Genomic DNA, 23,551 nt, shown 5'->3' on the forward strand with positions numbered 1-23,551 from the left:
TTCCAGCGCCGCATGAGCGATCGAGCGAATTAAATACAGTGCCCGGGGCGGGTCTCGAACCCGCACGCCTGCTTGAGGCAGTCGCTTTTAAGGCGACCGTGTCTGCCGTTCCACCACCCGGGCAGGGTTGTGGTGAACACCGTATATGTTGCCGCCCGGGCGGTGGAATCAGGCATCGGTGCTAACCGCGGACACCCGCTCCGACGGGGGTGCGATCGGCCGAATGCTCGGTCGGCGGGGTCACGTGCGTGAATTCTTCGCGCGGGGTGTGCAGCTGTCCCAGTGCAACAGTCTCGCGTCGCAGCATGAATGCCAAGGTCCAGTCTGCGATAACCCGGACTTTCCGGTTGAACGATGGGATTCGGCTCATGTGGTACGAACGGTGCATGAACCACGCGGGGAAGCCCTTCACCTTCACCCCGTAGACGTGCGCCACGCCCTTGTAGAGCCCGAGGCTGGCGACGCTGCCGACGTACTTGTGGCGGTAATCCTTGGGCGCGCCACCGATGATGACCTGCCGGATGTTGTCCGCCATCACCTTCGCCTGCCGCACCGCGTGCTGCGCGCTCGGCGAGCAGAACGCTCCGGGGTTGGCCAGGTCGGGCACCTGCGCGGAGTCACCGGCCGTCCACGCGCCGTCGAGCACGCGGTTGCCGTCGACTACCTGCAGCGTGGGCAGCGCCGTCAGGTGACCACGGTCACCCTGCGGCAGGTCGGTCCGGTCCAGCAGGGGCGACGGCTTGACCCCGGCCGTCCACACCAAAGTCTCGGCGCGGAACCGCTCGCCGTCGGACAGCACGATCTGGCCGTCGACACAGGACTCCAGCCGGGTGCCGAGCCGCAGCTCGATCCCGCGTTCGTCGAGTTGCAGCGCGGCGTACGCGCCCATGTCGGGGCCGACCTCCGGCAGGATCCGGTTGGTCGCCTCGACGAGCACGAACCGTACCTCGGACGGGTCGAGGTCGGAGTAGTACTTCAGCGCGTCGCGGACGACGTCTTCCATCTCCGCGAGCGCTTCGATGCCGGCGTAGCCGCCACCGACGAAAACAAAGGTGAGCGATGCTTTGCGCACCGCCGGATCCGGGGTGACCGCCGCAACGTCGAGCCGGTCCAGTACATGGTTGCGCAGGTAGATGGCCTCACCGATCGTCTTGAACCCGATGCCGCGCTCGCGCAGCCCGGGAATGGGCAGCGTCCGCGAGACGGACCCCGGCGCCACGATGATGTGGTCGTAGGCCATCTCGGTGGACGGGCCGTCGATCGGCTGAATGGTGACCGTCTTGCGCGCGTGCTCAACCCGGGTGACCTCGCCCGAGACGATCCGGCAGTTCTTCAGTGCCCGCCGGAGCGGGACGACCGCGTGCCGCGACGAGATGTTGCCCGCTGCGGCTTCGGGAAGGAACGGCTGGTACGTCATGTGCGGTTGGGGGTCGACGACGACCACCTCGGCCCGGCGCCGGTTGAGCTTCTTCGACAGGCGCAGTGCGGCGTAAAGCCCCACGTGACCTGCTCCTACTACAACAATGCGCTGCGGTTTCACTTAGCCATTGTGGCGACCCCGCAAGGTTCATGCTCGCACATGTGATGTACGCCAAAGTCTCGTTGTCAAGTACTGTGAAGCGGAGATTTCCGTGAGATTTCAGGCTCTTCGGATCAGGCGGGCGAGCAGCAGCGTCGCGCCGACCGCCCCGGCGAGACCGGCCAGCGTGGCGATGAGGAACGCATCGCCGGCCAGGTCGGTGGCCAGGCCGAGGGCGACCACGGTGAGAACCGCCGAGATCAGCACGACGACGAGCGCGCGGGCCAGCCAGGTGCCGACCACGTCCAGGTTTACCACGGCGTCGTACGGCAGCACGGCGGCCAGCGCGGTCAGCGTGTGTCCCAGGTAGAGGGTGGTGGCGATGGTCAGCACCCGCCACAGCGCCACCCTGGCGTCGAACCCGACCGTGTCGACCAGCCAGCCGGCCACCACGACCAGCGCCGCGAGGGTCGCCGCCCGCCCACGTGGCGCCACCGCGGGGTAAAGGGCCGACAGGCCGAGAAGGGCGCCGTACGGGCCGCTGGCGATGTCCAGGGGCCATGCCACGTAGACGGCGACCAGGCCGCTGACCGCGATGCCGATGCGGACCAGGAACGGCAGCACGGTGGCGCGGGCGACCACCTGCTTCGAGCGACTGACGAATTTGATCATTTTCACCCCCGGGGCGCCGCGGCCATCCGGGCCACGTCGCGCAGGACCAGGTCGAGGCTGCCGGCGCCGGCCCAGGCCACCACCGGTACGCCGTGTTCACGGAGGCGGCCGAGCACGTTCTCGCGTTCCAGGCGCCAGAGCCGGGTCGCCAGCGGGCTCAGCGGGCCGGTGCCGGCCGGGGCCGCACCCTCGGGCAGGGTGTCCACCGCGACCACGTAACGGCCGGACTGGGTCAGGTGGGCGAGCATGTCCGCGGCCCGCGGGTCGATCAACGGGGAGAGGACCATGACGAGCGCGTCCGACGAGACGTGGTGGACACCGAACACGCTTTCGTCGGTGTCCCACTCGACGGGGTCGGGGCGTACGTCGAGAAGCCATTCCAGGACGCGCAGGTACTGCCGGCGGCCGGTGGCCGGGCGCAGGCGGCGCGCGGTCGCACCGTGTTCGAGCAGTGACACCCGGTCACCGCGCTGCAAGTAGTGCTCGGCGATCGCGGCCGCGGCCCGGACCGTGGTGTCCAGCACCGACGCGCTGCCCGCGACGCCGCCGGAGAGGCCGACCTCGCCGAGCACGTCGAGCAGCAGCAGGACCTCGGCGTCGCGGTCGGACAACGTGGACGCGACGTGCAGATCGCGAGTGCGCAGCGAGACCCGCCAGTCGATGCGCCGCAGCCGGTCGCCGGGCGCGAACGGGCGTACACCCGCAAGCTCGCCGCCCTCGCCCATGCGCCGGGAGCGATGGTTGCCGACCAGGCCGGCGGCGGCCGGCATCGCCTCGATGGCGTTGAACGGCTCGGTCACCGGGTAGACCCGGACGGCCCGCGGCGGCATCACGACCGGGCGGCAGGCCAGCAGCCCGCCGCAGGCCGCGACCCGGGCGGCCGCCGGGCCCACCTCCTGGCGTCCCCAGCGCAGCGCGTCGCCGGGCAGATCCACCGCGGCCCAGCCGTCGGACGGCACGGTGATCGCGAAGGGACGGTCGGCGTGTTCCAGCTTCAGCCAGCGCGAGGTGCGGGTGCGAACGACCACCAGGTCGTACGGGATGATGTCGGGGTTGCTCACGGTGACGTTGGCCTGGACGTGACCGCCCTCGACGAGATGCTCCTCGTCCGCGTCGATGGTCAGCTCCGGCACCGACGTCGGCATCCGGCGCAGCCCGATCGCCGCCCCGATCGCGAACGGCGCGGCCAGCAGCACCAGATCGACCCGGCCCAGGGCCACGCCGAGCACCAGCAGCAGGCCGGTGAGCAGCACCGACCGCCCGAGCGCCCGGGTCGGCACCCAGGTCTTCTCGGGCCGCTCACCCGCCTCGCCGGGCGGTACGGCGTTGCGCAGTCTCACGCCTGGCTGGTTCCACTGGCGTACGTGGGAAGTGCCCCGCTCGCCGGCGCCGGAGTCCCGGCAAGCACCTCCTGGACCACGAAGGCCGGGTCGACGCGGCGCAGCCACATCTCCGGGCGCAGCGTGATCCGGTGCGCGAGGGCGGGCACGGCGACGTCCTTCACGTCCTCCGGCACCACGAAGTCGCGGCCGGTCATCGCGGCCCGGGCGCGGGCCAGCAGCAGCAGCGCGAGCGAGCCACGCGGCGATGAGCCCACCAGCACCGACGGATGCTCGCGGGTGGCCGCGGCGAGCGACACGATGTACCGGACGATCGAGTCCTCGACGGTGATCGACTCCAGCGCGGCCTGCATCGACTGCAGCGTCTGGGCGTTCACCACCGGCTGCAGGAACGTCTCCTCCTGCCGGCGGGTCATGCGCCGCCGCAGCACGTCGAACTCTTCGTCGGCGGTCGGATATCCGAAGGAGACGCGCAGCAGGAACCGGTCGAGCTGGGCCTCGGGCAGCGGGTACGTGCCCTCGTACTCGATCGGGTTGGCGGTGGCGAGCACGTGGAACGGCGGGTCCAGTCGGTAGGTGACGCCCTCGACCGAGACCTGCTTCTCCTGCATCGCCTCGAGCAGCGCGGCCTGGGTCTTCGGCGGCGTCCGGTTGATCTCGTCGGCCAGCAGCATGTTGGTGAACACCGGACCGGCCCGGAACGCGAAGTCGCCCTTGCGCTGGTCGTACAGGAAGGAGCCGGTGACGTCGGCGGGCAGCAGGTCCGGAGTGAACTGAAGACGCCGGAAGTCGAGGCCGAGCGCCTGCGCGAACGATCTCGCGGTCAGCGTCTTGCCGAGGCCGGGGAGATCCTCCAGCAGCACGTGGCCACCCGCCAGGATCCCGGCCAGGACCAGTTCCAGCGAGTCGCGTTTGCCCACCAACACGCTGCCGACCGAATCCAGGACGGCACCGGCCAACCTGCCCACCTCGTACGGGGGAAGGGCACTATCGCTCACAGTCGCTCCAACGCTTCCACGTAGGTTTCCAGCTCACGGGTCTTCGGCGTACGCCGGCCACGGTCGTGCAGAGCCGCCCAGAGCGGGTCACCGAGGAGCTCGCGAGCACGGCGCGGGTCGGATGCCCGGGTGATCCCGTGACGCAACCGCAGCCGTTCGTCGGTCAGCTCGGCCAGCACCGGCAGCACGTTACGCGAATATAGATCCGCGTCCGATTGCGCCCGGTCCAGTGTGCGCTCCCACCGGCGTACGGCATCTTTGAGGGCATCGGCGCCCGGGCCGTCCGGGTCGTTCGCCTCGAGATCGCGCCGGCGCGGGCGCGGGGGTGCCTTCACCAGGCCGACGGCCAGCATGATGAGCCGCAGGCCGACGAAGGCGGCGACCACGATCACGACCGAGACGTGGTAGTGACCGGCCTTCAGGGCGGCCATGGTCACCACGGTGGCGGCGGCGACCAGGGCGACGTTCAGCAGCACCCAGACGGCCCACGATCGCCTCTTCGGGCCCTTCTCCTCTTTCTTCGGGCGGCGCTCCTCGGGCTCGGCGCTGAACAGATCGTCGAGGCTCATGCGGCTGCCACCGCCCCCAGGTCGGCGCGCAGGCTCTCCAGCGCCGAACGCGCCTGCTGCCGCATCTGGTTGTCGACGGTGTGCGTCGCGTACCGGGCCTGGCGGTAGACCTCGAGCAGCGCGGCCAGCACGCGCGCGTCGACCTGCTGCTCGTTGAGCAGGCGTCCGACCAGGTCGGTGGGGCTGTCGCCGGGGTGCCGCGGCGTTCCGGCGGCGGCCGCGGCCTGCTCCAGCCGCACCCAGCAGGCGATCACCGCGCGGCGCGGGTCACGATCGGTGTCGGACAGTTCGACCAGGCCGGCGTCGAGGGCGGCAACCAATTCCTCGGCCGTACGCGGCTGGTGCTTGGCCTGGTGCTTCACCCGCCCGGTCTGGCGGGCCCGCCGCTTCAACTGGTCGCGGACCAGCGCGAAGATCGCCAGGCCGAGGATCAGCAGGACGACCACGGCGAGGGCGACCAGAGCGGCGGTGCCGACCCAGTGGGGCAGTCCCTTGGCCGCCTCGGGCACCGGCCCCTGCCCGTCGCCGGCCGCGGTGGCGCTCGGCCGGGTGGGCACGAGCGGCGCCAGGGTAGGCGGTGCCTCGTCGCCGGCGACCTGGTCGAGCTGCGGCGCCGACCTGGTCGCGGCGATGGCGGTGCAGAAGAGCAGCGCGAGCACAGCGGCGAGAGGCCACCAGCGGCGCACTGCGGCGAGATCCATCAGAGTGAGCTCCGGGGTTTTCGGTTCACGCGCATCATGCCAGGCCCGACAAAACCTTCGCACGGGCGAACACCGCGTCGAGCATTTGCGGGGTCAGCCGTCCGGTGAAAGTGTTCTGCTGGCTGACGTGGAAACACCCCACCAGGTGGGGGACGCCCGGAAGGCTGACCTCGGCGCCGTGCCCGAACTTCGGCCTGGGTACCGGCGGTTTCACGCCGTAGACGGCGGTCATGGCGGGCCACCACGCCTGCCACGCGAACGCACCGAGCGCGATGACGACCTTGAGGCTGGGGCGGATGAGATCTATCTCGCGATGCAGCCACGGGGCACAGTTGTCGCGCTCCTCCGGCAGCGGCTTGTTGTCGGGCGGGGCGCACCGGACCGCGGCGAAGATCCGGGTGTTCTTGGTCGCCAGGCCGTCGCCGGCGTCGACGCTGGTCGGCTGATTGGCCAGGCCGGCACGGTAGAGGGCGGCGAACAGGACGTCACCGGACCGATCGCCGGTGAAGATCCGGCCGGTGCGGTTGCCGCCGTGCGCGGCGGGTGCGAGGCCGAGAATGCCGATCTCGGCGTCGTCCGGGCCGAAGCCGGGTAGCGGGCGTCCCCAATACTCCTGGTCCTTGAAGGCGGCGCGTTTGACCCGGGCGACCTCCGCACGCCAGGTGACCAGGCGCGGGCAGGCGAAACAATCCGTGATGTGCTGGTCCAACACGGCGAGCGATGGCGCGGCGGCGGCGGTTGATATGACTTCCGCGGCCGTACGGACGGGCGACTCCCCCAGACTCACCAATGCAGCATGGCACTCGCGCGGCCGGGCCGATCAGGTGGTGGGCCGGAGGCAGAGAAGGTAGTCGGTGCCGCCGCCCTTGCTCGCGTAGACGAAGAAGTTTTCGCCGGCCTTGAAGTATTTGGTGCAGGCGTCGCTTTCGACGTCGTTCTCGCCGTCGACGCGGGCGACCACGGTGAATTTGGCGTCGGTGGAACCGCAGTCCACGACGTCGGCCGAGGTCTTGGTGGTCTGGCCCGGGGTCGGGTTCTTGGCGGCGGAGAGGCAGTCGCCGGCCTTGGCGTCCTTGGTGGCGTCCCCGTGGCTGGTCAGGGCGTAGCGGAGGCCGCCGATGACGACGAGGACGAGCACGAAGAGGGCGACGATCAGGAGGCGGCGGCCCTTCTTCTTCTCGACGGGGTAGGTGGGCTGGCCGGCCTCGGGCGGGTACGGCGGCTGGGCCGGTCCGGGCGGGGCGTATTGGGGCTGTCCAGGCGCGGCGTATTCAGGCGGGGCGTAGTAAGGCTGCCCGGGCGCGGCGTATTGAGGCTGCCCTGGATACGCGGGTTGCGCTGGATATGGGGGTTGCCATTGGCCCGGAGCGGGATATTGCGGTTGGCCTTGCGCGGGCGGCGCGTAGGGAGCTTGGCCGGGCGGTGGGTAGCCGCCTTGACGGCGCGGCGGATACCTGTCGTCGGGAGGGGGAACCGGGTTTGTCACGAGGGTTCCTTTCGCCGTCGGCCGGTCGCGGATGCAGATTAGCGACCGGCCGCGGCCCGAGCGACCCCGTCACCCGCGCGGATCAGGCCTGTGAGTAGGCGATTCCGTCGAGAATGTCGTGTTCCGAGGCGATCAGGAACGGGCGGCCCGAACGCTCCATCACGATGCGCAGGATCAGCGCGCCCGCCCCGATCACGTCGGCCCGGCCGGGATGCATCACCGGCAGGGCGCGCCGTTGCTCGAGGGTCATGTCGAGGAGTTCGCCGGTCACCTTCGCCACCGCGTCGTAGGAGACTTTCGCGTGGTGGATGCGGTCCGCGTCGTACTCGGGAAGGTCCAATGCGAGCGCCGTGACCGTGGTGACCGTCCCGGCCAGCCCGACCAAAGTCGACGCCGACCGGCCGGGCACGGCGGCCAGCGCCCGGTCGACCGCGTCCATGATGTCGCGGGTGGCCGCCTCGATCTCGGCGGTGGCCGGCGGATCCGCATGCAGGTGACGCTCGGTCATCCGGACGCAGCCGATGTCCACCGAGATCGCATGGTCGACGCCCGCGTCGCCGGTGACGAACTCGGTCGAGCCGCCGCCGATGTCGACGATCAGATAGGGCGGCTGCGCGCTCAGGCCGGCGACCGCGCCGGTGAAGGACAGCCGTGCCTCCTCGTCGCCGGTGATCACCTCGGGGTCCACGCCGAGCACGCCGCGGACCATGTCGCGGAACTCCTGCGCGTTCGAGGCGTCGCGGGAGGCCGAGGTGGCGCACATGCGGATCGACTCGACGTGCGAGTCGGCTATCTCCGAGGCGTACGCGAGCAGGGCCTTTTTTGTTCGTGCCAGCGCCGCGTCGGAGAGCCGGCCGGTGCGGTCGACGCCCTCGCCGAGGCGGACGATCTCCATGCGGCGGCTGACCTCGGTGAGCCGGCCGTCCGAAATGTCCGCGATGAGCAGGCGGATCGAGTTGGTCCCGCAGTCGATCGCCGCGACTCTCATAGGTGCAGCAGCATTCTCGTGTTCCCCAGGGTGTTGGGCTTGACGCGTTCGAGGTCGAGGAATTCGGCGACACCTTCGTCGTACGACCGGAGGAGTTGCTCGTAGACGGCGTGCGGCACGGGCGCGCCGTCGATCTCGGTGAACCCGAACGAGCCGAAGAACCGGGTCTCGAAGGTCAGGCAGAACACGCGCGACACGCCGATCTCGCGCGCCACGCCGAGCAGCCGGTCGACGATCTGGTGACCGATCTTGCGGCCGCGATGACGTGGGTCGACCGCGACCGTCCGGATCTCGGCCAGGTCCTCCCACATCACGTGCAGGGCGCCGCAGCCGAGGATCGCGCCGCCGTCGTCCGCGACCCAGAACTCCTGCACCGACTCGTACAGGGTGACAGTCGCCTTGCTGAGGAGGCGGCGATCATCGGTGTACGCGTCGACGAGCTGCCGAATCGCCTTGATGTCCGCGGTGCGGGCGCGCCGGATTTCCACCTATTCGCCCTCTTTGTCCGAAGGGGCGGGCGAGGGAAAGGCGGCGGGCGAGGGGGCCTTCGCGGGCGCGGCATCGGCGGGCTGCCGGGGCACGCACGGGCCGTCGGCCCACCAAGGCTCGATGGCGTCGCGGACCTCGTCGCCGAACGGATTCACGCCCCGGCCCACGGCCAGCGCGTGGCCCAACTGGACGTGCAGGCATTTCACCCGATTAGGCATGCCGCCGGCGGCGACGTGCGCGATTTCCGGGACGTCCTCGATGGCCTTGCGACGGGACAGATAGTCCTCGTACGCCTTTTCGTATTGCGCGGCCAGCTCCGGATCGGTGGAAAGGCGGTCCTGCATGTCGCGCATGACGCCGGCCGATTCCAGGCGGCTGCACGCGGCCACCGCGTGCGGGCACGTCAAATAGAACAGCGTCGGAAAGGGCGTGCCGTCGGGCAGCCGGGGCGCGGTCTCCACGACGTCGGGATTGCCGCACGGGCAGCGGTGCGCGATCGCGCGGGTGGCTCGCGGCGAACGGCCCAGCTGGGCCGCCACGATGTCGAGGTCGGCCGGGGAAGGTGTTTCCATTATTTCGGTTGCTCCGCATCGGCAGCTTCGACGCTGCTCCACAGCGTTTCGTACCAGCGGTCCGGGGCTGGCGCGGTGGGCTTCGCGGATTTGTCCGCGGGGTCGGGGGGAATCACCGTCAACGGGGTGTCGCCGGGATCCACGTAGAAGAGCTGTTGGCGGGCCTGCGCCCGGAGGTATTCCGGGTCCTTCCATTTCTGGAGGTCGATCGTCTTCGCGTCGATCGCTTTGCGCTGGGCCGCCTGATCAGCCTCCAACTGGGCGATCTGCGATTTCTGGGCGAGATAGACGCGCAGCGGATACGTATAGGCGAGCGCCAGCGCCACGAAAACGACGATCAGGACGGTGGCCCGGCCGGTCAGCGCCCTCGGTCGCGGTGCCGTGGTGCGTTTCGTCTCGCCACGGTTGACGTTGACGGTGCGGCGGGAGAGGGCCGGGCGTTGCCGCGTACGGGAAACGGTTTGGCTTTGGCGTGTGCGGCTGACCGGGTTTGTCTGGCGGGTTCGCGACCCCGTCCCTGGGCGGCGGGCCGGGCCCTGGCCGCTCGGTGCGCGTCGCTGTGTCACGCCAACTCCCCCTGCCTTCATGACGCTGTGGCGCCCCGCTGGAAACCTATGCCCCTTCGCGCGGGCGCCACAACTCCATGATCTAGCCGGTACGCCTCACGCGGTGCGGTAACGCGGGAAAGCGCCCGCACCGGCGTACCGGGCGGCGCCTTCCAGCTGCTCCTCGATGCGCAGCAGCTGGTTGTACTTGGCGACGCGGTCCGAACGGGCCGGGGCGCCGGTCTTGATCTGGCCGCTGCCGACCGCGACGGCCAGGTCGGCGATCGTGGTGTCCTCGGTCTCGCCGGAACGGTGGCTCATCATCGTCTTGAAGCCGGCCCGGTGCGCCAGGTCGACGGCGTCGAGCGTCTCGGTGAGCGAGCCGATCTGGTTCACCTTGACCAGGACGGCGTTGGCGGCGCCCTCGGCGATGCCCCGGCCGATGCGGGTCGGGTTGGTGACGAACAGGTCGTCGCCGACGATCTGGATCTTGTTGCCGAGCTGGCCGGTCATCGCGCTCCAGCCGGCCCAGTCCTCCTCGGCCAGCGGGTCCTCGATGGAGACGATCGGGTACGCGTCGGCGAGCTTCGCGTAGTAGGTGATCATCTCGTCGGTCGACTTGGGCGCGCCCTCGAAGACGTACGAGCCGTCCTTGAAAAACTCCGTCGCGGCGACGTCCATGGCCAGCACGATGTCGGTGCCCAGCGAGAAGCCGGCGGCCTGCACGGCCTCGGCGATCAGGTCGAGCGCGGCGGCGTTGGCGGACAGGTTCGGCGCGAAGCCGCCCTCGTCACCCAGGCCGGTGGACAGGCCCTTCTTCTTCAGCACCGACTTGAGCGCGTGGTAGACCTCGGCGCCGGTGCGCAACGCCTCGCGGAAGGTCGGCGCGCCGATCGGGGCGATCATGAATTCCTGCACGTCGACGTTCGAGTCCGCGTGCGCGCCGCCGTTGAGGATGTTCATCATCGGCACCGGCAGCACGGCGGCGTTGGGGCCGCCCACGTACCGGAAGAGCGGCAGCTCGGCGGAGAGCGCGGCGGCCTTGGCGACCGCGAGCGAGACGCCCAGGATCGCGTTCGCGCCCAGCTCGGACTTGTCCGGCGTGCCGTCCAGGTCGAGCATCTTCTGGTCGATCAGGCGCTGCTCGCTGGCCTCGTACCCGACGAGCTCGTCGGCGATCTTGTCCTCGACGTTCGAAACTGCCTTCTCGACGCCTTTGCCCAGGTAGCGGCCCTTGTCGCCGTCACGCAGCTCGATCGCCTCGAACGCACCGGTGGAGGCGCCCGAAGGCACCGCGGCGCGGCCGACCGTACCGTCGTCGAGCCCGACCTCGACCTCGACCGTCGGGTTGCCCCGGGAGTCGAGAATCTCGCGCGCGACGATCGCTTCAATGGTGGCCATGTGTCGTGTCGCTCCCTCTTCTGTGACCAGGTTCACCGACCGCGACCCTGCGGCCGACCACGGCACTGAGCGTAGCGAGGGTTGTTGTGAGGTTCTTCGGGGGGAACCCTCAAGCCCGGCCACCGCCTGCCGATAACCCGGGCACTATGAGCGCACCCTTGCTTCCCGCCGACGGGTCGTACATCGAGATGACCTCGTACGGCGAAACGCTGCCCGAGGTACGAGTCGTGCACGCCTCCGACGCGGTGATCACGCTGTCGCTGGCCCAGGCCTCGTTGCCACCCGCGAACTCGTCGGTGGAGTTGCGCTGGGCGGCCGCGCCGCGCGGACGTTACTCGATGGCCGGCCACGTGGTGGCGATCGACGGGAACCGGGTGGAGATCCACTTCACCGGCGACGTCTCGATGGTCCAGAGCCGAGATTTCGTACGCGGCGGCGGAGGCGAACCCATCGATCTGGTGCACGACGACGGGTTGGCGGCGCGCGGCACGGTGCACGACCTGAGCGAGCGGTCGGTGCGCGCCCATTTCACCGACGTCGACGTGCATGCGGGTGACTCGCTGCTGCTGCGGATCCAGGTCGGCGACGAGGTGGTGGAGCTGCCGGCGCTCGCGACGAAGGTGAACTCGATGCGCCAGCAGATCCCCCGGCGCGGGCCGTTGTCGGTGGAGATGGTCGCGGTCTTCGAGTCGTCGGATGAACATCAGTTGAAACTCATTCGCCGGTACATCATGCAGGTCCAGCTGGCCGCCCGCTCGCGAGCCTGACCGACCCGCCCGGCGCACGTGGGGAAACGGACAGTTCCGCACGGGTGACTCCCCACTGAGGGCGTACCGGCACTCAGGGTGCAGAACCTTGCCGTCCGCAGTGGCGCAACTCGTTACAGAAGCCGCATTGCGCAGGGTGAGCGGCCTTCGGCGGTGAGTTCACGGGCCGGGACCGAGACGAATACTGATTTGCGCGGGCTTGCGCGCGTCGGTCAAGGTGTCAGTCGTGCCCTCGGTAGTGCGCCTGACGACAGCCGGCCTCGCGGCCGCGGCGGTGATCGCCGGTGCCGCGGGATGCACCGACATCGACGAGGCGAGCGCCGCCAGCATCACCCGGGGTGGTCTCGCGTCGGCGATGGCCGGACAGTTCGCCGCCGGGTCGGGAATCACGTACACGGCCACGTATCAGGTGGGCGGCGACGGCAGCGCGACGATCACGCGGGCGCAGAGTCCCACCCGGACGGCCTACATCTATCCCGGCGGCCGGCTTGTGACCGGGCTGCACGGGACCATCCGCTGCACCGGCGACACCGCACCGACCTGCACCGAAAGCGATCCGGATCCGGCCGCGGCGGCCGCTCTCGCGGACACCAGGCTGGTCACGCCGGAGGCCGCGCAGACGATGCTGAACGCCGCGGCCCTCGACCCGGACGCGATCGCCACCCCGCACGACACGACGGTCGCCGGCCGCCACGCGAACTGTCTCGAACTCTCCAAAGTCGACGGCACGCTGGCGAGCGCGTTCACGGTGTGCGTCACCAACGAGGGCGCGCTGGCCAGCTTCAGCGCGACGATCAAGGGCGAGCACGCGGACATGGCCCTCACGGCGTACTCGGACAAGGTGACCGACCCGGACGTGTTTATCACCCCGCGCGACGCCAAGGTCACCAGCAAACGCGCCAAGTTTCCCGGGGCGTAGCGCTACGCCGCGGGTGGCGGCGGGCGGCGGGCCGGCGCGCTAGACCCCGAGAAGCGTCGCCAAGTGGCGGGGCGGCGGTGAGCCGTGCGCCAGCATCGCGTCGTGCCACGCCTTCGGCGTCGCGCCGAACGGGCGCGCCGCGGCGATCGCCGCGACCTCGGTGTAGCCCACGAAGTAAGTCGAGAGCTGCGTCGAGGTCAGCAACGCCCGCCGCCACTTGCCGGCCGCCTCGCCCTCCTCCTGGAAGCCCTGACCGGTCATCATCGACATCGCCTCGGACTCGGGCATGGCCTCGCAGTGGACCAGCTGGTCGATGATGGCGTTCAGGCTCATCCGCAACTGCATCTTCAGCTGCTGGATGCGGATCGGCAGGCCGCCGAAGCCCAGGCTGGCCATCAGCTCCTCGGCGTAGACCGCCCAGCCCTCCACGAACGGGCCGGACCAGCCGAGCGCCCGCACCCGGGTCGCGGCCCGGAAGCGCCGCGAGTGAGCAATCTGGAGGAAGTGGCCGGGCATCGCCTCGTGGACGGTCAAGTTGCGGATCATGTGGTCGTTGTATTCGCGGTAGAACGACTCGACCCGCTCCGGCGACCAGTCCGACGGGGTCGGGGCGATGCAGTAGAACGTGGGCACGTCGGCCGTCTCCAGCGGGCCCGGCGGGTCGCAATAGGCCACCGCGACGCCGCGCGCGAACTCGGGCATCTCCTCGATCACCAACGGGTCGTCGAGCAGGGTCAGCACGTCGTGGTCGCGGACGAACGCGGTCGCCTCGTCCATCGTCACCTTCGCCAGGTCGACGATCGTGGCGTTGCCGGGATGCTCGGCGGCCAGCGAGTCGAGCGCGCGGCGGACCGTCTTGTCGTCGGCCGGGCCGCCGAGCAGCTCGGCGGCGCGCTCGCGAAGCTCGTCGGTCACCTGCGCGAGATTGGCCCGGGCGCGGCTCAGCACCTCGGCGGCCGGGAGCTCGGTGTCGAGCGTGTGCCACAGCCGCGCCTCCCACAGGGGGCGGCCGAGACGGGGATCGCGGCCGGGCTCGCCGCTGTCCAGCCGGGTGCGCAGCCAGCCGTCGAACTCGGACAGCGCGGCCAGCGCGGCGGCCGCGGCCGGCTCGACCGCGGAGCGCATGCCGGGCTCCTTGTCGAGCAGGGCGGGCAGCTCGTCACGGATCAGCGCGGCCGTGCCGGCGAACTGGCCGACGGCTGTCTCGGCGTGGATGCGCGGCACATCGCGCAGCACCGCCCGCGCGGTGGCCAAGGCGTCGGGGATCGCGGCCAGCCGGCCACCCAGGCTCGCCAGGCGCTCGTCGGCCGGCGCGAACTGGCGGGAGATCAACGCGTGCAGGAGCGGGCCGGGATTGTGCTCCAGCGGGTTCCACTCGTGCTCGCGGACGTCGGTCAGCTCGAAGAGCCCACGCTCCACCATGGCCGCGAGAATGGCGTGGTCGACCTGATCCTCGGGGTCGAAGACCTCGGGATCGATGCCGGCGAGCGCGTCGGCGGCATCGCGCAGCATGGTCACCCGGTCGGCGATCGCGCCGGGCGACAGATCCGGGATGCGGTCGTCGAATCGGTGATCCCCGGCGTACGTCGCCAGGCCCGGGTCACTTTCGAGGATCGCATCGACGATGCCCTCGGCGAGGGGGACGAACTCTGGCATGTCGTGAAACCTACTCGGCGGGTCCGACATTTTTGCGTTCTGCCGCGCGCACGGCGTCGGCGTACTCCAACGCGGCCCGGCGCAGCGCGCCCTCCGCGTCCTCGTCGGCGGCCGCGACGAGCCGCAACAGCACCGATCCCAGATCGTCCGAGGCGGGGAGGCGTACCGGGACACCGCCTCGCTCCGCACGCCGCAGGATCTTGGCGGCGAGGGCGAGGGCCGGCTGGCTCAAGGCGATGCCGTCGAGCACCGAGTCGCGGGACTTCTCCGCCTTCTTGATCCGCTCCCAGTTCTGGGTGATCTCCTCGATGTCGGTGATGTCCTCGCCCGCGAACACGTGTGGGTTACGCCGCACCATTTTCTCGACCAGCACGCCGGCCACGTCGTCGATGGTCCAGCCGGACGGCTCCTCCTCGGCGAGCCGGGCGTGCAGCACGACCTGCAGCAACACGTCGCCGAGCTCCTCGCGCAGCGCCGGCAGATCATCGGACTCGATCGCGTCGTACGCCTCGTACGCCTCCTCCAGCAGGAAAGGCGCGAGGGTCCGGTGGCTCTGCGCCCGCTTCCACGGATCGCCGCCGGGCGAGGCCAGCCGGTCCATCACCGCGACCGCGTCGAGCAGCCGTGCGCCCGGCGGGTCCCAGGAGCCGTGCAGCAGTTCGAGCTCGGCCAGCTGCGGCTCCCGGGCCAGGCGCAGCCCGACCTGCCGGGCGAAATGCTCGTCGCCGGTGGCGCCGGCCAGCCACACCACGGCGTCGTGGCCGGCCAGCCCGGCGAGCAGCGTCTCCGGGTCCGGTTCGATCACGGTCACCGGCACGCCGGCCTTACGCAGGGCGTCGGCCTGGTCGGATTCGGCCGCGGTGAAGACCGGGTACGCCCGGACGGCGTCCCAGGCGGCGGCGGTGAGCAGCCCGGCGGGCAGCCGGGGTGAGGTGACGAGCAGGAGGATCCGAGCGGCCATGACCGCTACTGTGCCACTCGCGTCTCAGGACTGGTCGACCACCGTGGGCGACGAGGTGCTCGGGTCGAAGACCGCGGTGATCAGCGGCTTGGACTGCGGCGGCGTCTGCGGCACGTCGAGCACGGAGACACCGAGCTGGCCGTAGCGCGGGTTGACCCGGACGTCGATCGCCTTGGTCGTCGTCTCGATCGTGGTCTGCGCCGCCGCCGCCATGCCGACGGCCTGCTTGGTGTCGGCGTCCGCGCTGAACGTGTTGAAGTCGACACCCGCGGCCTGTCCGGCGGCGACGAGCTCGTCATACACCGTGCGGAGATCCGCTTGCGAGGGCGCGGCGTTCGGCTCCTTCTGCAGGATCAGACCGACCACGGTCTGCATGTGCGCGAAGAGCCGTGCGTACTCCGTGGTCTGCGGGGCGCCGGTGATCTGCGCGGCGGCCTCGTCGTTGTACTGCGGCGGCAGGCTGATCGACTCCTGCTGGGCGACGCGGTCGAGCACCGGAACGGCGACCAGCACCCGCACGACGTCGGCCCGCGTCATCGTGAGCGGCACGGCCTGCTGGGTGCTCTGGTCGGTGACCGGGGTCGTGGTCGCGGCGTGCTGCGCCTCGTCCCAGACGCTCTGCACCCGGGTCTCGGTCACGCGCTCGTTGCCGAGGTAGGCCGCCACATTGGGCTGGCTGCGGCAGGCGGAGAGCGCGGTCACAGCGAGGGAGGCGACGACGGCGACGGAGGCGAGTCGGCGAACACGGTGCATGTTCATGACTCTCTCACGCCCGGAAGCACACCCGCCGCCGACCCCCGAAATCGCGATCCGGTCAACTCCGGGCACTCGCGAGCGCCGGTACCTCCCCCAGCACGTCCTTCAGCAGTTGCGCGCACCACTCGAGCAGCGCCTGGTCGCGCAGCGGCTCGCCGCCCAGCCGACGGGTCGCCGGGCGGGGCACGCTCACCTGGTCGGTCGCCTGCTTGTAGACCGAGTCCGGGTGGTAGCGCTTGAGCCGCAGCTGCTTCGAGTCGGGCAGCGGCAGCGGCGAGAAGCGCAGGTGCTTGCCCTGCATGGAGACATCACTGAGCCCGTACGCCCGGGCCAGCTGCCGGAACCGCGCCACCGCGATCAGGTTCGCCACCTGCGCGGGCGGCTCGCCGTAGCGGTCGGTCATCTCGGCCACGACCTCCTGCAGGCGCTGGTCGTCGCGGGCCTCGGCGAGCTTGCGGTACATCTCCAGGCGCAAGCGCTCGACCGAGATGTACTCGGTGGGCAGGTGCGCGTCCACCGGCAGATCGATCTTGACTTCCGGCTCCTCCTCGGGACGCTCGCCCTTGAACGCCTGCACGGCCTCGCCGACCATGCGCACGTACAGGTCGAACCCGACGCCCTCGATGTGGCCGGACTGCTCGCCGCCGAGCAGGTTGCCGGCGCCGCGGATCTCCAGGTCTTTCATCGCCACGTACATGCCGGCGCCGAGCTCGGTGTGCTGCGCGATGGTGGCCAGCCGCTCGTGCGCCTGCTCGGTGAGCGGCTTCTCCCTCGGGTACAGGAAGTACGCGTACGCCCGCTCGCGGCCGCGACCCACCCGGCCGCGGATCTGGTGCAGCTGGGCCAGGCCGAGCATGTCGGCCCGCTCCACGATCAGGGTGTTGGCGTTCGGGATGTCGATGCCGGACTCGACGATCGTGGTGCAGACCAGGACGTCGAACTCCTTCTCCCAGAAACCGACCATGACCTTCTCGAGCTGTTCCTCGCTCATCTGGCCGTGCGCCACCGCGACCCGGGCCTCGGGCACCAGTTCGCGGAGCTTGCGCGCGGCCCGGTCGATCGACTCGACCCGGTTGTGCACGTAGAAGACCTGGCCGTCGCGCAGCAGCTCACGGTGGATGGCCGCGGCCACCTGCTTCTCGTCGTGCGCCCCGACGAAGGTGAGCACCGGGTGCCGTTCCTCGGGCGGGGTGGCGATGGTGGACATCTCCCGGATGCCGGTGATGGCCATCTCCAGCGTCCGCGGGATCGGCGTCGCCGACATGGTCAGCACGTCGACCGAGGCCCGCAAGGCCTTGAGCTGCTCCTTGTGCTCGACGCCGAACCGCTGCTCCTCGTCCACGATGATCAGGCCGAGGTTCTTGAAGCGGGTCGCGTTGGACAGCAGCCGGTGCGTGCCGATCACGATGTCCGCGGTGCCGGCGCCGGCCTCCTCCAGGGTGAGCGCGGCCTCCTTCGGCGTCTGGAACCGGGACAGCTGCTTGATCCGGATCGGGAACTGGTTCATCCGCTCGGTGAACGTGTTGAAGTGCTGCTGGGCGAGCAGCGTGGTGGGCACGAGCACGGCCACCTGCTTGCCGTCCTGCACCGCCTTGAACGCCGCCCGCACCGCGATCTCGGTCTTGCCGTAGCCGACGTCGCCGCAGATCAGCCTGTCCATCGGGATGGGCAGCTCCATGTCCTGCTTGACCTCGATGATCGCGGACAGCTGGTCCGGCGTCTCCGTGTACGGGAAGGCGTCCTCCAGCTCGCGCTGCCACGGCGTGTCCGGGCCGAACGAGTGCCCCTTGGAGGCCTGCCGCGCCGCGTACAGCTGGATGAGCTGCGCCGCGATCTCGCGGACCGCCTTGCGCGCCCGGGCCTTGCTCTTCTGCCAGTCCGAGCCGCCCATCTTGTGCAGCGCCGGCTGTTCCCCGCCGACGTAGCGGCTGAGCTGGTCGAGCTGGTCGGTCGGCACGTACAGCCGGTCGCCGGGCTGGCCGCGCTTGGACGCCGCGTACTCGATCACGATGTACTCGCGGTCGGCGCCGTTGACGGTGCGCTGCACCAGCTCCACGTACTTGCCGATGCCGTGCTGCTCGTGCACCACGAAGTCGCCCGGCTTGAGCTCCAGCGGGTCGATCGTGTTGCGCCGCCGCGACGGCATCTTGCGCATGTCCTTCGTGGACGCTCCGCGACCGCCGCTGATGTCGTTGCCGGTGATCACCGCGAGCTGCGAACCGGAGTCGACGAAGCCGTGGTTCAGCCCACCGCAGGTGACCAGCAGCTGGCCCGGCTCGATCGCGGTCTCGAGCGACTCCTGCGGGGTCACGCCGAGGCCCGCGTCGCGCAGCACCTCGGTGGCCCGCTGCGCGGTGCCGTGGCCCTCGAAGACGAGCGCGACCGACCAGCCGGCGGCGATCCAGTCCGTCAGGTCGGACGCCAGCCGGGCGGTGTCGCCGTGGTAGAGCGGCACCGGCTGCGCGGACAACGCGATCGCGTCGCCGGCGTCCGGCGTGACCTCGACCGCGGGCACCGGTTCCAGCCAGGGCTGCTCGTCCTCGGCGGGCGCGTCGTCCGACTCGGCCAGGCCGAACGGGGACACCGTCCACCAGGGCTGTTGCAGGGTGGCCGCGTGCGCGCGGACGTCCGCGAGGTTGCGGAAGGCGACCGCGCCGACGTCGATCGGCGCCTTGCCCCCGACGGCCGCCGCCGCCCAGGACGCCTCCAGGAACTCGTCCGACGTACGGGTGAGGTCGTGCGCCCGGGTGCGGATGCGCTCCGGGTCGCAGAGCAGCACATGCGTTCCCGCCGGCATCGTGTCGAGCAGCAGTTCCATGCTGTCGGTGCCGTGCAGCAGGGCCGGGGCCAGCGACTCCATGCCCTCGACCGGGATGCCCTCGGCCAGCTTGTCCAGGATCTCGGCCAGCTCGGGATGCTCGGCGGACAATTCCAACGCCTTTTCCCGTACGCCCGGGGTCAGCAGCAGCTCGCGACAGGGTGGCGCCCAGAGCCGGTCCACCGGGTCGATCGTGCGCTGGTCGGCGACCGCGAAGGTGCGGATCTCCTCGACCTCGTCGCCCCAGAACTCGACCCGCGACGGGTGCTCGTCGGTGGGCGGGAAGACGTCCAGGATGCCGCCGCGCACCGCGAACTCGCCGCGCTTGGTGACCAGGTCGACCCGGGCGTACGCCATGTCGGTCAGCCGCCGCGCGACCTCCTCCAGCTCGGCCGCGCCGCCCGCGGTCAGCTCCACCGGTTCGAGGTCGCCCAGGCCCTTGAGCTGCGGCTGCAGCACCGAGCGGACCGGCGCCACCACCACCTGCAGCGGGCGGTCGCCGGGGTGGGCCAGCCGGCGCAGCACGGCCAGCCGCCGGCCGACCGTGTCGGAGCGCGGGGAGAGCCGCTCGTGCGGCAGCGTCTCCCACGACGGGTAGACCGCGACGCTGTCGTCGCTGATCAGGGCGCCCAGCGCGGCGGCCAGGTCGTCGGCCTCGCGGGTGGTCGCGGTCACCGCGAGCACCGGGCGGGCCGCCCCGCCGATCTCGGTGGCCGCGGCGAGCGTGGCGACGACGAACGGGCGCAGCGAGGCCGGCGCGGTCAGGTCGAGCGAGTCCGAGTCGACGAAGCCCTTACGTGCCAGGTCACGGGCGCGCGCGAGGCCCCGGTCGCGGAGAGCGGCCGGGATGAGACCGGAGAGCTGCATGTGGTCATCCCAACGTACGAATGACCCCGGCGTCCGAGAGGACGGGGGTTCACGATGAAGTTTAGTCGGCGGCTCCGACATTTCTTCGAGCCCGCGGGGGCCCGCCAAGACGCAACGGGTGAGACTTACCTCAAATTCCCCTGGCTTGAACGCGTCTCGATACGATCGCGGGAGTCGGGACAGCGCCGTCCTGGAGCACCTTGAGACGAAGGAGCGCCCCGATGACCGACCAGCACGGCTATCTAGACCCGGACGGGTCCGACGCCGCGCTCCGGGCCGACATCCGGCGGATCGGCACCCTGCTGGGCCAGACACTGGCCCGCCAGGAAGGCCGCCCGCTGCTTGATCTCGTGGAGGAGGTCCGCGCCCTGGTCCGCCAGGACGCGACCGCCGCCGCCGACCGGCTCGCCGCGATGGATGTCACCACCGGCACCAAGCTCGCCCGCGCGTTCTCCACCTACTTTCACCTGGCCAACATCACCGAACAGGTGCACCGGGCCCGTGACCTGCGCCGGCGCCGCGCCCGCGACGGCGGCTGGCTGGACCAGGCCGCCAAGCTGATCGCCGAGCAGGGCGTGCCGGCCGACGAGATCGCCGCAGCCGCGCGCCGCCTGGCCGTCCGCCCGGTCTTCACCGCGCACCCGACCGAGGCCGCCCGCCGCTCGATCCTGTCCAAGCTGCGGCAGCTCGCCGACGCCCTGGACGCCGAGGCGGCCGGCGCGGTGCTCTACGGCCAGTCCGACACGACCCAGTCGACCAAGCGGTTCGCCGAGCTGATCGACCTGCTCTGGCAGACCGACGAGCTGCGGCTGGACCGGCCGGACCCGACCGACGAGGCGCGCAACGCCGTCTTCTACCTCAAGGACCTGTACGCCGACGCGGCCCCGCAGGTGCTCGGCGACCTCGCCGAGACGCTGCGCCAGCTGGGTGTGGAGACCGCGCCCACGTCGCGGCCGCTGACCTTCGGCTCGTGGATCGGCGGCGACCGGGACGGCAACCCGTTCGTGACGCCGGCCGTCACCCGGGACGTGCTGATGATCCAGCACGAGCACGGCATCCAGGCCACCGAGACCGCGATGGACCAGCTGATCGACGAGCTGTCGGTGTCGCGGCGGCTGCGCGGCGTGTCCCTCGATCTGTCCGCGTCGCTGGCCAAGGACCTGGACAACCTGCCGGAGATCGCCGATCGGTTCCGCCGGGTCAACGCCGAGGAGCCGTACCGCCTCAAGGTCCGGGCGATCAAGGCGAAGCTGGAGAACACGCGCAACCGGCTCCAGCTGGCCACCCCGCACGTGGCCGGCCGCGACTACCTGGGCAGCGACGAGCTGATCAGCGACCTGGAACTGATCCGCGCCTCGCTGGCCCGCAACTCCGGCCAGCTCACCGCGCTGGGCGTGGTCGCCACCGCGATCCGGACCGTGTCCGCGTTCGGCCTGCAGCTCGCCACCCTCGACGTGCGCGAGCACGCGGAGAAGCACCACGAGGTGCTGCAGCAGATGTACACGCAGGTCGGCGAGGTCGACGACTACGCGTCGCTGGACCGGCACGACCGGATCAAGCTGCTCGCCACCGAGCTGGCCGGGCGACGGCCGCTGTCCAGCGCCGACACCCCGCTGACCGACTCCGCCCGCAAGACGTTCGACGTGTTCAACACGATCCGCGCGGCGCAGGACCGGTTCGGGCCGGACATCATCGAGTCGTACATCATCTCGATGACCATGGGCGTCGACGACGTGCTCGCCGCGGCCCTGCTGGCGCGCGAGGCCGGGCTCGTGGACATCCACACCGGCCGGGCCCGGATCGGCATCGTGCCGCTGCTGGAGACCCCCGCCGAACTGGACGCGGGCGGCGACCTGCTGGACGAGATGCTCTCCCTACCGGCGTACCGGGAAATCGTCCGTGCCCGTGGTGATCTGCAAGAGGTCATGCTCGGGTACTCGGACTCGAACAAGGAAGCCGGTATCACCACGTCGCAGTGGCGGATCCACAAGGCGCAGCGGTCGTTGCGTGACGTGGCGGCTCGTCATGGCGTACGGCTGCGGCTGTTCCACGGTCGTGGCGGCACCGTGGGCCGGGGTGGCGGGCCCACGCACGAGGCGATCCTGGCGCAGCCGTACGGGACGCTGGACGGCGCGATCAAGGTGACCGAGCAGGGCGAGGTCATTTCGGATAAATACACTTTGCCGGCGTTGGCCCGGGAGAACCTGGAGCTGACCGTGGCCGCGGTGCTGCAGGCCACCCTGCTGCACACCTCACCGTCGGTGAACCTGGAGAGCCTGGCCCGCTGGGACGCGACCATGGACACCGCCTCGGACGCGGCGTTCGCGCAGTACCGCTCGCTGGTGGAGAACCCGGACCTGCCCGCGTACTTCTGGGCGGCCACCCCGACCGAGCTGCTCGGCCAGCTCAACATCGGGTCCCGCCCGGCCAAGCGGCCCAACGCCGACGCCGGCCTGGGCGGCCTGCGGGCCATCCCGTGGGTGTTCGGCTGGACCCAGACCCGGCAGATCGTGCCCGGCTGGTTCGGTGTCGGGACCGGGCTGAAGGCGGCCCGCGAAGCCGGGCACGGAGCGGCGCTGCGGGAGATGTACGCGGACTGGCAGTTCTTCAAGACGTTCCTGTCGAACGTCGAGATGATGCTGACCAAGACGGATTTGAACATCGCCCGGCGCTACGTCGAGACGCTGGTGCCGGAGGAGCTGCAGCCGATCTTCGGCACGATCGAGCAGGAGTACGCCCTGACGGTGGCCGAGGTGCTCGCCATCACCGGCGGCGAGGACCTGCTGGCCTCGCAGCCCGAGCTCAAGCGGACGCTGGGCGTGCGGGACACATATCTGGAGCCGCTGCACCACCTGCAGGTGGCGCTGCTGCGGCAGTACCGGGATCTGGGCGACGGCGAGCGCCCGCTGGCGACGGCTCCGGGGGCACGCCGGGCGCCGTCCGACTCGACGGCCCTGGAGCGGGCGTTGCTCACCACTGTCAACGGCATTGCCGCCGGCATGCGCAACACCGGGTGACGCGCGACTAGCTGACCAGTAACTAGCAGAGGAAGGCGGGGCTGTCCAGCCCCGCCTTCCGTTTTTCCGGTGGATAGGCGACTGCCACAAGGGCGAAGTCCGAGTTAGATACGTGAGCGTGAACGACAGAGAGAAGGACGAGTTCGAACGCATCCGGCTGGTCGCGCGCATGGAGTACGACTGGGAGCGGGTCGCCGACTACCGGAGGAACGAGAAATTCTACATAAATCGGCTGGTGGAGTCGTCCAGGGCTCTCGGCCAGCTTGAGGAAAGGTTGGCGTGATGGACAAGCTCCGGGAGCGGATCCGGCGAGACCTCAACGCCCATGCGGCGGCGGCGCAGGCTGAGGACGCGGAGATGTACGAAGAATTCGCCGAGCGTGCACGCGCGCGGGGAGACCTCAAGGACGCAGCGCACTGGGAGCAGGCGGCCAACCGGGCGCGCACGGTACCCCTGCCGTTCCCCGTGTCGAGCGAAAGCTGAGAGGCGGCTGAGAGACCCTTAGAGGGG

The 23,551-nt window shown here is 70.5% G+C and carries 21 protein-coding genes, 1 tRNA gene and 1 pseudogene; 5 read left to right on the forward strand and 18 right to left on the reverse strand.

From position 1 onward, the window contains the following. Positions 1 to 39 precede the first annotated feature (39 nt). The 14 genes and pseudogenes from HH310_RS07595 to eno all read right to left on the reverse strand — a co-directional run bounded on the left by HH310_RS07595 (position 40) and on the right by eno (position 11,280). Positions 40 to 123: transfer RNA gene (locus HH310_RS07595), tRNA-Leu, on the reverse strand. A gap of 58 nt (positions 124 to 181) precedes the next feature. Further along, positions 182 to 1,540: an NAD(P)/FAD-dependent oxidoreductase gene (locus HH310_RS07600; RefSeq protein ID WP_169174693.1), complete on the reverse strand. Its 1,359-nt coding sequence runs from the start codon at positions 1,538 to 1,540 to the stop codon at positions 182 to 184. A 99-nt stretch (positions 1,541 to 1,639) separates the two neighbouring features. Continuing rightward, positions 1,640 to 2,191: a hypothetical protein gene (locus HH310_RS07605; RefSeq protein ID WP_169174694.1), complete on the reverse strand. Its 552-nt coding sequence runs from the start codon at positions 2,189 to 2,191 to the stop codon at positions 1,640 to 1,642. Positions 2,192 to 2,193: 2 nt separating this feature from the next. Further along, positions 2,194 to 3,525, reverse strand: coding sequence for a DUF58 domain-containing protein (locus tag HH310_RS07610; protein WP_169174744.1), 1,332 nt, complete (start codon positions 3,523 to 3,525; stop codon positions 2,194 to 2,196). A 2-nt stretch (positions 3,526 to 3,527) separates the two neighbouring features. Next, positions 3,528 to 4,529 (reverse strand): MoxR family ATPase, encoded by a 1,002-nt coding sequence (locus HH310_RS07615; protein ID WP_169174695.1) that lies wholly within the window; start codon positions 4,527 to 4,529, stop codon positions 3,528 to 3,530. Continuing rightward, complete coding sequence (locus HH310_RS07620) at positions 4,526 to 5,098, reverse strand: hypothetical protein (RefSeq protein ID WP_169174696.1); 573 nt, start codon at positions 5,096 to 5,098, stop codon at positions 4,526 to 4,528. The genes HH310_RS07615 and HH310_RS07620 overlap by 4 nt, the downstream gene beginning before the upstream one ends. Further along, on the reverse strand, positions 5,095 to 5,799 hold the full coding sequence (locus HH310_RS07625) for a DUF4129 domain-containing protein (RefSeq protein WP_169174697.1): 705 nt from the start codon (positions 5,797 to 5,799) through the stop codon (positions 5,095 to 5,097). Before HH310_RS07625 ends, HH310_RS07620 begins: the two co-directional genes overlap by 4 nt. A 34-nt stretch (positions 5,800 to 5,833) precedes the next feature. Then, entirely contained in the window at positions 5,834 to 6,586 is a 753-nt protein-coding gene (locus HH310_RS07630; protein ID WP_312033894.1) for a uracil-DNA glycosylase, read from the reverse strand. Positions 6,587 to 6,619: 33 nt separating this feature from the next. After that, complete coding sequence (locus tag HH310_RS07635; RefSeq protein ID WP_169174698.1) at positions 6,620 to 7,285, reverse strand: hypothetical protein; 666 nt, start codon at positions 7,283 to 7,285, stop codon at positions 6,620 to 6,622. 82 nt (positions 7,286 to 7,367) lie between these two features. Then, positions 7,368 to 8,273 carry a Ppx/GppA phosphatase family protein gene (locus HH310_RS07640; protein ID WP_169174699.1) on the reverse strand — a complete coding sequence of 302 codons (906 nt, stop codon included), beginning with the start codon at positions 8,271 to 8,273 and terminating at the stop codon, positions 7,368 to 7,370. After that, complete coding sequence (locus tag HH310_RS43100) at positions 8,270 to 8,761, reverse strand: amino-acid N-acetyltransferase (RefSeq protein ID WP_211191901.1); 492 nt, start codon at positions 8,759 to 8,761, stop codon at positions 8,270 to 8,272. The genes HH310_RS07640 and HH310_RS43100 overlap by 4 nt, the downstream gene beginning before the upstream one ends. 72 nt (positions 8,762 to 8,833) lie before the next feature. Continuing rightward, a pseudogene (locus HH310_RS43105) lies at positions 8,834 to 9,334 on the reverse strand (DUF501 domain-containing protein); the annotation flags it as partial. After that, positions 9,334 to 9,921 (reverse strand): septum formation initiator family protein, encoded by a 588-nt coding sequence (locus tag HH310_RS45740; RefSeq protein ID WP_211191845.1) that lies wholly within the window; start codon positions 9,919 to 9,921, stop codon positions 9,334 to 9,336. The pseudogene HH310_RS43105 and the gene HH310_RS45740, both read right to left, overlap by 1 nt. 75 nt (positions 9,922 to 9,996) lie before the next feature. Further along, on the reverse strand, positions 9,997 to 11,280 hold the full coding sequence (eno, locus tag HH310_RS07655; protein WP_169174700.1) for a phosphopyruvate hydratase: 1,284 nt from the start codon (positions 11,278 to 11,280) through the stop codon (positions 9,997 to 9,999). Between the two features lie 146 nt (positions 11,281 to 11,426). Here eno and HH310_RS07660 point away from each other — a divergent pair, with 146 nt between their 5' ends. Both HH310_RS07660 and HH310_RS07665 read left to right on the forward strand, forming a co-directional pair. Next, positions 11,427 to 12,047 carry a hypothetical protein gene (locus tag HH310_RS07660; protein ID WP_169174701.1) on the forward strand — a complete coding sequence of 207 codons (621 nt, stop codon included), beginning with the start codon at positions 11,427 to 11,429 and terminating at the stop codon, positions 12,045 to 12,047. A gap of 226 nt (positions 12,048 to 12,273) precedes the next feature. Continuing rightward, positions 12,274 to 12,966 carry a hypothetical protein gene (locus tag HH310_RS07665; protein ID WP_169174702.1) on the forward strand — a complete coding sequence of 231 codons (693 nt, stop codon included), beginning with the start codon at positions 12,274 to 12,276 and terminating at the stop codon, positions 12,964 to 12,966. 39 nt (positions 12,967 to 13,005) lie between these two features. Here the strand turns inward: HH310_RS07665 and HH310_RS07670 are convergent, their stop codons facing one another. The 4 genes from HH310_RS07670 to mfd form a co-directional block, all read right to left on the reverse strand. Next, the gene (locus HH310_RS07670) at positions 13,006 to 14,622 is read right to left on the reverse strand and encodes a DUF885 domain-containing protein (RefSeq protein WP_169174703.1); all 1,617 of its coding nucleotides are present in this window, start codon (positions 14,620 to 14,622) and stop codon (positions 13,006 to 13,008) included. Between the two features lie 10 nt (positions 14,623 to 14,632). Next, positions 14,633 to 15,583, reverse strand: a complete 951-nt coding sequence (locus tag HH310_RS07675; RefSeq protein ID WP_169174704.1) for a MazG family protein — start codon at positions 15,581 to 15,583, stop codon at positions 14,633 to 14,635. Positions 15,584 to 15,607: 24 nt separating this feature from the next. Then, positions 15,608 to 16,336: a hypothetical protein gene (locus tag HH310_RS07680; protein WP_169174705.1), complete on the reverse strand. Its 729-nt coding sequence runs from the start codon at positions 16,334 to 16,336 to the stop codon at positions 15,608 to 15,610. A gap of 61 nt (positions 16,337 to 16,397) precedes the next feature. After that, the gene (mfd, locus tag HH310_RS07685; RefSeq protein WP_169174706.1) at positions 16,398 to 20,024 is read right to left on the reverse strand and encodes a transcription-repair coupling factor; all 3,627 of its coding nucleotides are present in this window, start codon (positions 20,022 to 20,024) and stop codon (positions 16,398 to 16,400) included. Positions 20,025 to 20,245: 221 nt separating this feature from the next. Between mfd and ppc the strand changes: the two genes are divergently transcribed. The 3 genes from ppc (at position 20,246) to HH310_RS07700 (ending at position 23,524) form a co-directional block, all read left to right on the forward strand. Beyond that, on the forward strand, positions 20,246 to 23,041 hold the full coding sequence (gene ppc / locus HH310_RS07690) for a phosphoenolpyruvate carboxylase (protein WP_169174707.1): 2,796 nt from the start codon (positions 20,246 to 20,248) through the stop codon (positions 23,039 to 23,041). Positions 23,042 to 23,159: 118 nt separating this feature from the next. Further along, positions 23,160 to 23,324 (forward strand): hypothetical protein, encoded by a 165-nt coding sequence (locus HH310_RS07695; protein ID WP_169174708.1) that lies wholly within the window; start codon positions 23,160 to 23,162, stop codon positions 23,322 to 23,324. After that, complete coding sequence (locus HH310_RS07700) at positions 23,324 to 23,524, forward strand: hypothetical protein (RefSeq protein WP_169174709.1); 201 nt, start codon at positions 23,324 to 23,326, stop codon at positions 23,522 to 23,524. The genes HH310_RS07695 and HH310_RS07700 overlap by 1 nt, the downstream gene beginning before the upstream one ends. Positions 23,525 to 23,551 lie beyond the last annotated feature (27 nt).

Origin of the sequence: Actinoplanes sp. TBRC 11911 (assembly GCF_012933445.1) — a bacterium.
In the GTDB taxonomy this organism is placed as follows: domain Bacteria; phylum Actinomycetota; class Actinomycetes; order Mycobacteriales; family Micromonosporaceae; genus Actinoplanes.